General features: G+C 59.7%; 11 protein-coding genes. 6 read left to right on the forward strand and 5 right to left on the reverse strand.

Annotated elements, in window-relative coordinates; all coding sequences use genetic code 11:
- Positions 1 to 15: 15 nt before the first annotated feature.
- Genes AC07W7_RS03325 through AC07W7_RS03335 form a run of 3 tightly spaced genes read right to left on the reverse strand, consistent with a single transcriptional unit; the run spans position 16 to position 3,671 of the window.
- Positions 16 to 1,122, reverse strand: a complete 1,107-nt coding sequence (locus tag AC07W7_RS03325) for an acyl-CoA dehydrogenase family protein (RefSeq protein WP_083743087.1) — start codon at positions 1,120 to 1,122, stop codon at positions 16 to 18.
- The gene (locus tag AC07W7_RS03330; RefSeq protein WP_099170706.1) at positions 1,115 to 2,119 is read right to left on the reverse strand and encodes a hypothetical protein; all 1,005 of its coding nucleotides are present in this window, start codon (positions 2,117 to 2,119) and stop codon (positions 1,115 to 1,117) included. Before AC07W7_RS03330 ends, AC07W7_RS03325 begins: the two co-directional genes overlap by 8 nt.
- Before the next feature lies 1 nt (position 2,120).
- Positions 2,121 to 3,671, reverse strand: coding sequence for a class I adenylate-forming enzyme family protein (locus AC07W7_RS03335; protein WP_207303158.1), 1,551 nt, complete (start codon positions 3,669 to 3,671; stop codon positions 2,121 to 2,123).
- Between the two features lie 553 nt (positions 3,672 to 4,224).
- On the opposite strand from AC07W7_RS03335, the gene AC07W7_RS03340 reads away from it, so the two are divergent.
- The gene (locus tag AC07W7_RS03340; RefSeq protein WP_495038672.1) at positions 4,225 to 4,932 is read left to right on the forward strand and encodes a winged helix-turn-helix domain-containing protein; all 708 of its coding nucleotides are present in this window, start codon (positions 4,225 to 4,227) and stop codon (positions 4,930 to 4,932) included.
- Between the two features lie 4 nt (positions 4,933 to 4,936).
- Positions 4,937 to 6,217 (forward strand): ATP-binding protein, encoded by a 1,281-nt coding sequence (locus AC07W7_RS03345; protein ID WP_076963987.1) that lies wholly within the window; start codon positions 4,937 to 4,939, stop codon positions 6,215 to 6,217.
- A 73-nt stretch (positions 6,218 to 6,290) separates the two neighbouring features.
- On the opposite strand, the gene AC07W7_RS03350 is transcribed toward AC07W7_RS03345, so the two are convergent.
- A complete protein-coding gene (locus tag AC07W7_RS03350; protein ID WP_169899216.1) occupies positions 6,291 to 7,082 on the reverse strand; it encodes a MipA/OmpV family protein in 792 nt (263 codons plus the stop codon).
- 92 nt (positions 7,083 to 7,174) lie between these two features.
- Positions 7,175 to 8,062, reverse strand: a complete 888-nt coding sequence (locus tag AC07W7_RS03355; RefSeq protein WP_076963989.1) for a LysR family transcriptional regulator — start codon at positions 8,060 to 8,062, stop codon at positions 7,175 to 7,177.
- 131 nt (positions 8,063 to 8,193) lie between these two features.
- Here AC07W7_RS03355 and AC07W7_RS03360 point away from each other — a divergent pair, with 131 nt between their 5' ends.
- The 4 genes from AC07W7_RS03360 to AC07W7_RS03375 are packed head-to-tail and all read left to right on the forward strand — an operon-like array spanning position 8,194 to position 12,770.
- Complete coding sequence (locus AC07W7_RS03360; RefSeq protein WP_495038673.1) at positions 8,194 to 9,012, forward strand: HTD2 family dehydratase; 819 nt, start codon at positions 8,194 to 8,196, stop codon at positions 9,010 to 9,012.
- Positions 9,013 to 9,040: 28 nt separating this feature from the next.
- Complete coding sequence (locus AC07W7_RS03365) at positions 9,041 to 10,204, forward strand: acyl-CoA dehydrogenase family protein (RefSeq protein WP_495038674.1); 1,164 nt, start codon at positions 9,041 to 9,043, stop codon at positions 10,202 to 10,204.
- 10 nt (positions 10,205 to 10,214) lie between these two features.
- Complete coding sequence (locus tag AC07W7_RS03370; RefSeq protein ID WP_495038675.1) at positions 10,215 to 11,564, forward strand: MmgE/PrpD family protein; 1,350 nt, start codon at positions 10,215 to 10,217, stop codon at positions 11,562 to 11,564.
- Between the two features lie 9 nt (positions 11,565 to 11,573).
- Positions 11,574 to 12,770: a CaiB/BaiF CoA transferase family protein gene (locus tag AC07W7_RS03375; protein WP_495038676.1), complete on the forward strand. Its 1,197-nt coding sequence runs from the start codon at positions 11,574 to 11,576 to the stop codon at positions 12,768 to 12,770.
- Positions 12,771 to 12,775: the final 5 nt, after the last annotated feature.

Here is a 12,775-nt window from a genome sequence, read left to right on the forward strand (position 1 = left end):
GTCTTCTCCTTGGGGCTAAAGGGAGCAATGGAGTTCTGACGTAGCGCTGGCCAGCATCGCCGAGTCCCAGTGCACGTCACGGTGAGCCGCCATCGTTTGCAGGTCCCGCCAGTGACGATGCAGTGGATTGTCACTGGCCATCAACGAGGCGCCGCTGTGTTCTACCAGCCGTCGCACCGCTTCGACACATTGGCGAGCGAGATAGCTGCGATCACGTTTGAGGGCTGACAGTTGGGGGGCGGTGAGTGCACGACGTGTCAGGCCTGAATCATGTAAACGATTGAGCAGTGAATCAAAAAGCGCACTCGCCGCTGTCAACTGCGCCCCACTGTGGGCCACGCGTTCAAGGGCCATGACTGACGGGGGTGTAGTTTGCCGCGCAAGTGCCTGGAGGTGGAGTTCATAGGCGCCCTCAGCGCAGCCCAGCAGTGGGCCTATGATCGAGGTCGTGATGAAGGGCATGATGGGGACGCTGTACAGGTAATCACTCGCGGTTCCCGTTGGTCGTGGGCCGAACACTTCGTGCAGTGGGAAAACCTCGTGATGAGGCACCAGTAACCCGGGCGTCATTACGTCATGAGAGCCCGTGGCACGCATGCCCATGGAGTCCCAAGAGTCGAGGACAGCAATCTCTTTTTTCGAGACTACAACCAGGAAACGAGTGCTGGCGTCTGCCGTGGGATGGTTGGGGCACTGGGCATTGAGGATCAACCACGTTGCATGTTCGATGCCGGAGCTGAAACGCCAGCGACCACTGACACGCATACCTTCAGGCTCAAACGACAATTTACAGCCTGGCCCCACTGATGCGGATGCAAACAGCTGGGGCGTACCGTCATCGTAGAGCTTCGCTTCAACCGATGGGTTCAGCCGCGCAGCGATAGCGGCATGCCCGCCCACCAAGCTGATCAACCAGCCTGTCGATGCACAAGCTCTGGCGGCAGTTCTTGATGATCTCACCAGCGCTGGCCAGCCCGGCACGCCTGGTTGGGCTCGACGTGGGCACACCAAGTCCAACAAGCCGCTTGAGCGCAACTCACCCAATGTTTCATCACTCAATCTACGGTTTTTATCCGCAAGGGCGGCCCGCTCGCGCCACCTTGATAGATAGGCATCAGGCATTAGGTACTTCCTTTTCCGAATGTTTACCAAGTGCCACCTGTTCAAAGCAAAAGCTGCTGGGTTGATTTACCGGGCCTAGCAGTTCGATGAAGTGCTCGATATGGGCGTGATCGTCTGATGCGACGAATTCGCAGAAATTGGTGCTATTCCATAACAGCACTACGTACTTGAACTGTCGCTGGAGGGCTGCAACCAAAACATTCATGAGTACTTGCCCGTTTTCCATTTGCTCCAGCATTTGTTTGCGTTTCCACTCGATTTCCTCGGCGGTGAAATAGCGCGCTTTGAAGCCTTCATCCTTCAGCGCTTCTCGGCGCAGGAATTCCTGATGGTCGGCGTGATTGAGTTTTTCCAGAAAGAACGCCAGGCCACCTGGTTTAAGCAACGGCTTGATATGTTGTAACTGCAAATCGCGGTCCTGGGTGTAAAACTGGAATGCAGCAGTCTCGTAGAGATAATCAAACCCCTCGACAAATCGTTGATAGGGCGTCGAGTTGAACAACGAGGAGGTGACCTTGAAGAAAGAGTGTGGAAAGAACAGCGAATGTTCAGGGTTGGCAAATCGGTCAAAGGCGATCTGGTTGGCGCGATTAGGCGAGCAGGTCAGTGTCTGAATCAGCCCTTGGGAATGTGCCGCCAGTGCGCGGCCATTGCTACCGTCGAAGGCATCGATCTCAAAAAAACTGAAGCGTTGCTCTGAAGTTGTACGGCGTGCGTGGGAAAGCCTTGTCAGTGCTACGCCGATTCGAGCCATTTCCTCAAGAATGTAAGGGACGCTAGCCAGGAAATGCGAAAACAGCGGACCAGCGTTTGCGACTAATAGATCGTGGTAGGTGATGACAGCTGAGTCAACGATGGTATCGCGTATATGACTGGTCAGTGAGCGGGAGGGAACCTGCGCCGCGCCAGTGGCCAGACTGTGAAAATGCTCGGCCAGTTTTAACATTGGGCTGTTTTGTAATTCTGCATCGAGTGTGAAATTGTTCAGAGGGTTCATTTTATCGCTCCTTGATCTCAGCTACGTCTTTGCCAGAGGTTTTGCCTGAGTCGGTCTGGGGCAATCTATCCATGAATGCCCATTGCGCGGGGACCATATGCCAGTCCATGAGCTGTTTGCAGTGTTCATGCAACGCAGCTTCGCAACTTGAGTCGTAGCCACGTTCCAGCACTACACACGCCTTCGGTAAAAAACCGGCAGACTCATCGGCTACTGGCACCACAACCACTTGGGCGACAGCTGGGTGCGAGGCCAGGCACTGCTCTATTTCGCGTGGATTGACATTCCATATATTGCGCGCGAAGACATCGTCTTTACGCGCTATGTAATAGAGGAATCCTCGCTCATCCATTTTGAATAGGTCACCGGTACGATAAAGTTTTTCTTCGCCGAAAACATGATTTTTAATCGCGGCGCTAGTTGCTTCCGGCATTTTCCAATATTCCAGCATCAAGTAATCGCTGGTCACCCACAGTTCGCCGATAATGTTTGGTTGTAAAACCAGTTCACCCTGATCACTGATAATAAATGCCTTCACTCCCGGCAAAGGTTTGCCAACTGAAGTAGGGTGTTCATCAATGTCTTCAGGTGGCAAGTAGCTGACACGTTTACATTCAGTCATTCCGTAATTAGAGTAAATCGAAATATCCGGCAGGGCAGCACGAATGCGCTTTATATGGCGGGAATACAGGGGCTGGCCACTGCTGGAAATATAGCGCAGCGCAGGCAACTGTCGTTGCCAATACTCTTTCATATTGGCCAGCAGGAAAAATATAGGAGGAAAGATATGTATGCCAGTCACCCTTTCGCGCTTTGCCACCTCCAGCACGTCCTCCGCAACCTGCGGCTGTCGGCTTTCAATCACTGAAGTCCCACCGAAATACAGCGGCATCAAGATGTTGTACACGCCGTAGTCGGACGCCAATGTGGAATAGCTGAGGATCACGTCGTCTGGCGTGTTGTTCAGGTAGGTCGTAACACTCGTTGTCGCTGCGACCATGATGCGATGGTTGACGACCACACCCTTTGGGTTGAATGTCGAGCCGGAAGTATAGAAGATCGACGTGACGCAAGTGTCGTCCTGCAGCTCGGGAAGCGTCGTGTCTAGGGTTTGTAGCGCTGATACTGCTAGGTCAAGAGAGATGACCTTCGGGTGCTGCGTCTCTTCGTTACCGATAAGTATGATGCGTGTTAAATCGGTTTCCAGGCACAGCGTTTCCAGCGCCTCGAAAGGATGGGTGATCAGAACCCTGGCACCTGTGTGCTTGAGTTGATACACCAGTTTTTCGCGACTATAAGTCGGGTGTGTTGCGGCTGTAATCGCACCCACATGCAGTACTGCCAGGTAGGCAGCGATCAGGTCGATGCAAATAGGTGAATACAGTGCTACCCGATCGCCCGGTTGAACGCCGTTAGCCATCAGAACATGGGCAATTTTTAGTGTCCGAGCGTGAAGCTCCTCATAGCTGTAGTGGACCGCATCCAGGGCAATAGCACACTTGTCCGGATAGTTGATGGCATTCTTTTTGATGACGTCGTGATATAAGGGCATAAACGGCTATCCGTCTTCAAAAGCATGTAAAAAATAAAAAATGGTGCTATATAGCGAATGTTTGCATTAAGTGAGTGGCTTGTTAGTGAGGGTGTAGAGGAGAGCAGTTTGGTTGTGAGCGGTGGGTGTGCAGTGTCGCATGATATTAATTCCTTTGGTATGAAGTTTAAAGTTTGTTCGCGCATTGGCTTTCACCGAAAGCGCATGGGTGGTTTTATTGGTATTGCTGGGCTATCAAATAGTAGAGATGTTTTTTATCTGTCATTGCGGGGTGAAAATATAGATTGCGAGACAAATAAATGTTAGTGGTGAAATTTCCCAAGTTGCCGTGAGTGAATCCTGTCAGAAAAGTCTGCATTGAGTTGTCGCGCGGCTTGAGCATGTAGCGATTTGCCGGGTTAAAAAATATGAGCGAAATGTTAAAAACTTTTAAAATTATGAAGTTTTTTGAATGCTTCGAGAAAAGTAGATTTTCGCCGTGTGTATTAACTTTTCGGCCCCTATGCCATCTATAATACCCGCTCTTGAATCCGCCTCTACACACTGAGAAATTATGGAAAACTTGGGTCTTGGCAAGGTATTGCTCGTTGAGGACGATGAGAAGCTGGCAGGGTTGATCGCCCATTTCCTGTCCCAGCACGGTTTTGAGGTGTCGACCGTGTATCGCGGTGACCAGGCGTTCGCTGCCTTCCTTGCCTTCAAGCCCAAGATCGTCGTGCTCGACCTGATGCTGCCCGGCCAGAGCGGTCTGCATGTGTGCCGCGAGATCCGTAATGTGTCCGACACCCCCATCGTGATCCTCACCGCCAAGGAAGATGACCTGGACCATATCCTCGGCCTGGAGTCCGGTGCCGATGATTATGTGATCAAACCGATCAAGCCGCCGGTGTTGCTGGCGCGCCTGCGGGCCTTGCAGCGGCGTCAGGTACCGGAGCCAACCGTGCGTGGCGCCCTGGCGTTCGGCCGGCTGGCGATTGACCGCAGTTGCCGGGGGGTGAGCCTGGGTGACGAGCAGATCGACCTGACCACCATGGAGTTCGAGCTGCTGTGGTTACTGGCCAGCAGCGCGGGCAAGATCCTGTCGCGCGACGATATCCTCAACCGCATGCGCGGGATCGCCTTCGATGGGCTCAACCGCAGTGTCGATGTGTATATCAGCAAGCTGCGTAACAAACTCAACGACAACCCCCGTGAGCCGGTGTGCATCAAGACCATCTGGGGCAAGGGCTACCTGTTCAACCCGTTTGCCTGGGAGGTCTAACCCGATGCTGCGCCTGTTCCTGCGTCTGTACATCATCCTGGCCCTGGGCCTGGCCGGGGCGATCTGGCTGGTGAACTACACCTTCGACGAATTGCTGCCCGAGGCCAACGAAACCTACAACCGCGAAGCCATGCGCGGCCCGGCCTATGGCCTGGTGGAGCAGTTGCGCCCGTTGCCGGCTGGCGCGGCCCGCGAGGCGCGCCTGGCCGAGCTGCAACAGCACTATGGCTTGCGCCTGGGCTTTATTGAGCGCAACACGGCGGGCCTCGACCCCCGCGAGCAACAATTGCTGGCCGATGGCAAGTTGGTGGTACGCGGCGATTTCATGGAGTTCATCACCGAAATCGACGGTGGCGCGCAACTGCTTCAGGTCAAGCTGCCGGAGGAGCCGCGCTGGCTGTACCTGTGGGCCTATATCCTGTTGGGCCTGTGCCTGGCCATCGTCCTGTATTTCTGGGTGCGTCCGCACTGGCGCGACCTGGAGCATATCCGCCTGGCGGCCCAGCGCTTCGGTGACAATGACCTGGGCTCGCGCATCCTGTTGCCGCGCCGCTCAAGCGTGCGTGAGTTGGCCGGGCACTTCAACCAGATGGCCGAGCGCATCGAGCACCTGATTGCCAACCAGCGCGAGCTGACCAATGCGGTGTCCCATGAATTGCGCACGCCCATTGCGCGCCTGTCGTTTGAACTCGACCAGCTCAAGCAGGAAGCAGACCCACGCCAGAGCCGCGCGTTGATCGGCGACATGTACGCCGACCTTGGCGAGCTGGAGGAAATGGTGTCCGAACTGCTGACCTACGCCAGCCTTGAGCGTGGCGCGACACAGGTCACCCGCGAGAGTATCGAGGCGCAAAGCTGGCTCGACAGTGTGATTGGCAGCGTGGCCCTGGAAGCCGAGGCCGAAGGCGTGCAGTTGTCGTTGCGCACCTGTGAAGTCGATTTTATCCAGATCGAACCACGGTTTATGGCGCGCGCGGTGATCAACCTGCTGCGCAATGCCATTCGTTATGCCGAGCAGCGGGTGGAGGTGTCGTTGGTCAAGTTCGGCAGTGGTTATGAGGTACGCGTCTGCGATGACGGCCCCGGCGTGCCCGAGGAAGGCCGGGAGAAAATCTTCCAGCCCTTTATGCGCCTGGACGCCAGCCGCGACCGCCGCACCGGTGGCTTTGGCCTGGGCCTGGCGTTGGTACAGCGGGTCAGCCAATGGCATGGCGGGCAGGTGCAGGTGTTGGATTCGCAGTGGGGCGGGGCGTCGTTCCGCATGACCTGGGCTTATGCCGACTGATCTTCTCAAAACCTGTGAAGATCAAAAAATGTGGGAGCAAGCCCACTCCCACATTTTTGATTGGGTTATCCAATCAGAAGGTGTAGTTCAACACGCCCATCACCGAGGTTTGCACCCGGCGCTCGACAATCGGGCTTTTACCCGCATCCCCCGACAAATATTGCACATCCAGCAAGGTCGAGAACGTTGTGTGCTCGCCCAACGGCACGCTCCAATCGAGGCTCAAGCCGCGGCTGACCATCCCACCCTTGGCGTCATACGCGCGAAAGCGGCTGCGCGCGGCCTGGCCAGGGGTCACCCCATACCAGGTCTGCACATAGTTGCGGTCGCCAAAGCGGCTGTTGAGGCTGGCATCCACGGTGCCATAGTCGCCGTCATACAGGTGGGTGCCGATGCTCAGTTCCAATGAGGTAAAGGCCTTGCCGCTGTCTTTCTTGTCATCTTCTTCCAGAGCATGTTCCAGGGTCGCGCCCAGGATTGCCGCGCCCAGGGTATAGCTGGCACTGATCCCAAACTGCGGCCGGGACTTTATAGTGCCCATGCCCTTGAGTCGATCGGAGCCCTGGTGGCCGCTTTTCTTGCGGTCCTTGCGCCCGTCGCTGGCACCGACATAGGCACTGAAACTGAGGGTGTCATCCTCATAACCCCAGCCCAACCCCGTGTCAGTATCGAGAAAAATCCCCCACGGGCTGACAATGTTTGCGCCGAGCACGGGCGCGGTCATCCGCTCATTGCTGCCGCTGTAGCGCGGCAGGCTGGCCGCCCCGGCGTGCAGGCTGTATTGCCAATCCGTGGCGGCTGACAGTTGGGTGCCGGTGAGCAGGCACACAGAAGTGGCAGCGAGGTAGATCGTTTTTGAACGCATGATGGCCTTCGTCGTTCCAGGAAAGGCTTGAATCCTAGGGACGGCGTAGGCAGGGGTCTTTGACAGCTTTGTCAGGAAACTGTCAAAGACTGTTAAGCCGGTGGCCTCAGCGTCGCAATCAGTGCGCGGATCGCCCCCGGCAGGGCATCCAGTTCGCGTACCAGGATGCTGCGCTCGCGCACCGCCCAGGGTTCATCGAGCTTGATGGTCACCAGTTGCATGGTCCGACTGTGCCGCACGGCGGCGGACTCGGGGATGATGCCGATACCCACCCCGGCTTCGACCATCCGGCAGATGGCTTCAAAACTCGACATCTGGATACGCAGGGACAGTTGTTTGCCCAGGCGCTCGACGTGTTCACGCAAGAAACTGAGCAAGGTGCTGCCTTCGTGCAGGCCGATATGCTGGTAGGCCAGGGTCTGTTCCAGGGTCACCGAGGGCTGGTTGGCCAGGGGATGGCCCGCCGGCACTGTCAGCACCAGGTGGTCGGTGCTGAAGTGCAAGACCTGCAAGCCCGGCGCCTGGACGGGGCCGGCGATGATGCCCATGTCGCTGGTGCCGTCGAGCACGCCGCGCACGATGTCACGGGACAGGCGTTCTTGCAGGTCCACCGTCACGCCGGGGCGCTGGGAGAGGAAGCCGGCGAGGATTTCCGGGAGAAACTCGGTGACCGCCGTGGTATTGGCAAAGATGCGGATATGCCCGGCGGAGTCGGCGCCATATTGGGTGAATTCGCTTTTCAGGTAATCGACCTGGCGCATGATCAGCCGGGCGTGATGCAGCAGTCGTTCCCCGGCCGGGGTGATTTCCACGCCACGGCTGTCGCGGTACAGCAGGCGCGTATCCAGCTGGCCTTCCAGGGCCTTGATCCGTGCACTGGCGGCTGCCGGCGAGAGAAACGCGCGCTTGGCGCCCTGGGTCAGGCTGGGGGATTCGGCGATATGGATAAACAGGCGCAGGTCGGCCAGGTCGAAGTGCATGCAAGGCTCCCGGGTAAAGACAGCGGCGTTCAGCATAACCGAACGCTGGTTTATTGAAATGCAAATTCTCAGAACGGCCAGGCGCTTGCATGATCCGGGGCAGACACTCACTGCCCGAGGACCTGCCCCCGATGAGCGCCACTGATTGGATTGGCCGAAGCGAAACCGCCCACGACCACCTGAGCCGCAACCTGCTCAAACGCATCGCCGCCACCTTCGGCGAGGCCGTACCGGACGACGGTGCGGCTCTACCGCCGCTATGGCAGTGGTGCTTTTTCCAGGACGCGCTGGCGGAAAGCGCCCTGGGCGCCGACGGCCACCCGGCCCGTGGCGGGTTCCTGCCGCCGGCCGATAACCGCAACCGCATGTGGGCCGGTGGGCGTATCGAGTTCCTGCAGGCCTTACGTGCCGGTGAGGCGGCGACTCGCGTGTCGACCATCACCCGGGTCGAGGAAAAGACCGGACGCAGCGGTTCGCTGCTGTTTGTCACCGTGCGCCACGACTACGCCCAGGATGGCCGCCTGGCCATCCGTGAGGAACAGGACATCGTCTACCGCGAGCCCACGCCGCCCAAGGCTGGCAGCGGCGAGGCCCTGGCCCGGGGCGACTGGTATGAGGCGATCGACCCCACGCCAACCCTGCTGTTTCGCTACAGCGCCGTGACCTTCAACGGCCACCGCATTCACTACGACTACCCCTACGTGACCGGCACCGAAGGCTATGCAGGGCTGGTGGTACATGGGCCGCTGATCGCCACCTTGAGCCTGCGTGCTTTTTGCCGGGCACACCCCGACGCCACCTTGCGCCGTTTTGCCTATCGCGGTGTGCGCCCGTTGATTGCGCCGCAGCCGTTCGAGGTGGGCGGGCGGGTGACGGCAGCCGGTGTCGCCCAGCTATGGGCCGGTAACGCTGCTGGCCTGGCGCAGCAGGCTGAAGTGCATTTTGAATAATCCAAGAACAACAGGCGGAGAGCCGTTAATGACCCCCCATGACCACGAAGCACTCAACGCCATCCGCGAGGGCGTGCGCGCCTTGTGCGCTGAATTCGACGCCGCGTACTGGCGCAAAATCGATGAAGAAAAGGGCTTCCCCGAGGCTTTCGTCAAGGCCCTGACGAAAGCCGGCTGGCTGTCGGCGATGATCCCCGAGGAATACGGCGGCTCTGGCCTGGGCCTGGCCGAAGCCTCGGTGATCCTCGAGGAGGTCAACCGCTGCGGCGGCAACTCCGGCACCGTCCACGGGCAGATGTACAACATGTTCACCCTGTTGCGCCATGGCAGCGCGGCGCAAAAGCGCTTCTACCTGCCCAAGCTGGCCAGCGGCGAACTGCGCCTGCAGTCCATGGGCGTCACCGAGCCCACCACCGGCACCGACACCACCAAGATCAAGACCACCGCGATTCGGCGCGGCGACAAGTACGTGATCAACGGGCAAAAGGTGTGGATCTCGCGGGTGCAGCATTCTGACTTGATGATCCTGCTGGCGCGTACCACGCCGCTGGCCGAGGTGAAGAAAAAGTCCGAAGGCATGTCGATCTTTTTGGTGGACCTGCGCGCGGCCATCGGCAACGGCCTGACCGTGCAACCCATCGCCAATATGGTCAACCACGAGACCAACGAGTTGTTCTTCGACAACCTTGAGCTGCCCCTCGACAGCCTGATTGGCGAGGAGGGCAAGGGCTTCAAATACATCCTTGACGGCCTCAACGCCGAACGCACGCTGATCGCCGCCGAATGCATCGGCGACGGTCGCTGGTTTATCGAAAAGGCCAGCGCCTATGCTCGCGAGCGCGTGGTGTTTGGCCGGCCCATCGGGCAGAACCAGGGCGTGCAGTTCCCGATTGCCGAAGCCCATATCGAAATCGAGGCGGCGGACCTGATGCGCTGGCGTGCCTGCGAGGAATACGACCGCGGCGTCAATGCCGGGGCGAGCGCCAATATGGCCAAGTACCTGGCGGCCAAGGCGTCCTGGGAAGCGGCCAACGCCTGCCTGCAAACCCACGGCGGCTTCGGATTTGCCTGCGAGTACGACGTGGAGCGCAAATTCCGCGAGACGCGCCTGTACCAGGTGGCGCCGATCTCCACCAACCTGATCCTGTCGTACGTGGCCGAGCATCTGCTCGAACTGCCACGCAGCTTCTGAGGGCCTGCGCATGAGTCATACCCAAGCCTTGTGTCGGTTCCTCGCCGAATTGCATGACGCGCAATTGCCCGACGCGGTGCTGGCGCGTACCGAAGAGCTGTATCTGGATTGGCTGGCCTCGGCGCTGGCCAGCCAAGGCTCGCACCCGATTCCCTTGTTCGAGCGCTATGCGCAAAAAATGGGCCCAGCCACCGGGCCTGCGCAGATAATCGTCAACGGCGCCAGCAGCAGCGCGTATTTTGCCGCGCTGGTCAACGCCGCCTCGTCGCACCTGGTGGAGCAGGATGACCTGCATAACAGCTCGGTGCTGCACCCGGCGACCGTGGTGTTTCCCGCCGCCCTGGCCGCCGCGCAAGACCTCGGCAAGTCCGGCCGCGAGTTGCTGTTGGCTGCGGTGGCCGGGTATGAGGCCGGGATTCGCATTGGCGAATTCATGGGCCGTTCCCACTACCGCATCTTCCACACCACGGCCACGGTCGGCACCCTGGCGGCGGCGGTGGCGGTCGGCAAGTTGCTGGATTTTGACGAGGAGCAATTTATCAACCTGCTCGGCAGCGCCGGCACCCAGGCCGCCGGGCTCTGGGAGTTCCTGCGCGATGCCGCCGATTCCAAGCAGTTGCACACGGCCAAGGCCGCAGCGGATGGCTTGCTGGCCGCGTACCTGACGGCGGATGGCCTGAGCGGTGCGCGCAATATCCTTGAAGGCGAGCAGGGTTTGGCGGCGGGCATGTCCAGCGATGCCGAACCGAGCAAATTGTCTGCCGGCCTCGGTAGCCGCTGGGCGCTGCTGGAAACCTCGTTCAAGTTCCATGCCTCGTGCCGCCATACCCACCCGGCCGCCGATGCGTTGCTGGGCTTGATGCAGCGCGAAGGCTTGGCCGCTGCGGACATCGCCAGGGTCGAGACCCGCGTGTACCAAGGCGCCATTGATGTGCTCGGCCGTGTGACCGTGCCCGTCACCGTGCACCAGGCCAAGTTCTCCATGGGCACTGTGCTCGGCCTGATTGCCGTGCATGGCAAGGCCGGGCTTACCGAGTTTCATCAGTGGGCCCTGAGCGATCCCGCCGTCGCGGCGTTTCGCGACAAGGTCAGCATGACCTTCGACCGTGCCGTCGATGACGCCTATCCGCAGCGCTGGCTGGGCCGCGTCACCGTGACCTGCGTCGATGGCCGCACGTTGCACGGTGCGGTTGACGAGCCCAAGGGTGACCCCGGCAACACCCTGGACCGTGGGCAGTTGGCGGACAAGTTCCTGCGCCTCTGCCAGTTCAGCGGCGCCCGCACGCCGACCCAGGCCCGCGCCTTGATCGAAAAAGCCTGGAACCTGCGCAACGCCGCATCCATGGCCCATTGGCTTTGAGGAATTGTCATGACTGCTAATCAACGACCGCTGGACGGCATTACCGTGGTCAGCCTGGAACACGCGATTGCTGCACCGTTCTGTACCCGCCAACTGGCTGACCTGGGGGCGCGGGTGATCAAGATCGAACGCCCGGGCAGCGGTGATTTCGCCCGTGGCTACGACGAGCGCGTGCGCGGCCTGGCCTCGCATTTTGTGTGGACCAACCGCTCCAAGGAAAGCCTGACCCTGGACCTCAAGCAGGCGGAGGCCGGCGCGATCCTCGACACCTTGCTGGCCGAGGCCGACGTGCTGGTGCAGAACCTGGCACCCGGTGCCGCAGCGCGGATGGGGCTGTCGTTCGAGGCCTTGCAGGCGCGTTTTCCACGGCTGATTGTCTGCGATATTTCCGGCTACGGCGAAGGCGGGCCCTATGAGAAAAAGAAAGCCTATGACTTGCTGATCCAGAGCGAGGGCGGTTTTCTTTCGGTGACCGGTGGCCCGGGTGAAGAGCAGATGGCCAAGGCCGGTTGCTCCATCGCGGATATCTCCGCCGGCATGTACGCCTACAGCGGCATCCTGTCGGCACTGCTGCTGCGCGGCAAGACCGGCAAAGGCAGCCGCATTGACGTGAGCATGCTGGAAAGCCTGGTGGAGTGGATGGGCTACCCGATGTACTACGCCTTCGACGGTGCCCCGCAGCCACCGCGGGCCGGCGCGGCGCATTCGACGATCTACCCCTACGGGCCGTTCCCCACCGGCGATGGCGGCACGGTGATGCTCGGTTTGCAGAACGAACGCGAATGGGCGGCGTTCTGCGACAAGGTACTGCTCACCCCTGCGCTGGCGACGGATGAGCGCTTCTCGGCCAACTTCAAGCGTTCGGCCAACCGCGAAGGGCTGCGCCAGATCATTGTCGACAGCTTTGCCCAACTGGACGCCGCAGCCGTGATCCAGCGCCTGGAACACGCGCAGATCGCCAGTGCGCGGGTCAACGATATGCAAGGGGTGTGGGACCACCCGCAACTCAAGGCCCGCGACAGCTGGCGTGAAGTCGACAGCCCGGCGGGGTCGCTGCCGGCGCTATTGCCACCGGCGCGCAATGCCGCGTTTACCCCGCGGATGGATGGCGTACCGGGGCTGGGGCAGCACAGCCAGGGGATTCTCCAAGCGCTTGGCTACTCGGGTGAAGCCATCGACAGCCTGCGGGTACGCGGCGTTATCTAATCAGG

It is taken from the genome of Pseudomonas sp. GW821-FHT01D09 (genome assembly GCF_059422465.1).

Coding starts and splice junctions, on each gene's coding strand:
- AC07W7_RS03325 (WP_083743087.1), bottom strand. CDS start 1,122: ATGCCTGATGCCTATCTATCAAGGTGGCGCGAGCGGGCCGCCCTTGCG.
- AC07W7_RS03330 (WP_099170706.1), bottom strand. CDS start 2,119: ATGAACCCTCTGAACAATTTCACACTCGATGCAGAATTACAAAACAGC.
- AC07W7_RS03335 (WP_207303158.1), bottom strand. CDS start 3,671: ATGCCCTTATATCACGACGTCATCAAAAAGAATGCCATCAACTATCCG.
- AC07W7_RS03340 (WP_495038672.1), top strand. CDS start 4,225: ATGGAAAACTTGGGTCTTGGCAAGGTATTGCTCGTTGAGGACGATGAG.
- AC07W7_RS03345 (WP_076963987.1), top strand. CDS start 4,937: ATGCTGCGCCTGTTCCTGCGTCTGTACATCATCCTGGCCCTGGGCCTG.
- AC07W7_RS03350 (WP_169899216.1), bottom strand. CDS start 7,082: ATGCGTTCAAAAACGATCTACCTCGCTGCCACTTCTGTGTGCCTGCTC.
- AC07W7_RS03355 (WP_076963989.1), bottom strand. CDS start 8,062: ATGCACTTCGACCTGGCCGACCTGCGCCTGTTTATCCATATCGCCGAA.
- AC07W7_RS03360 (WP_495038673.1), top strand. CDS start 8,194: ATGAGCGCCACTGATTGGATTGGCCGAAGCGAAACCGCCCACGACCAC.
- AC07W7_RS03365 (WP_495038674.1), top strand. CDS start 9,041: ATGACCCCCCATGACCACGAAGCACTCAACGCCATCCGCGAGGGCGTG.
- AC07W7_RS03370 (WP_495038675.1), top strand. CDS start 10,215: ATGAGTCATACCCAAGCCTTGTGTCGGTTCCTCGCCGAATTGCATGAC.
- AC07W7_RS03375 (WP_495038676.1), top strand. CDS start 11,574: ATGACTGCTAATCAACGACCGCTGGACGGCATTACCGTGGTCAGCCTG.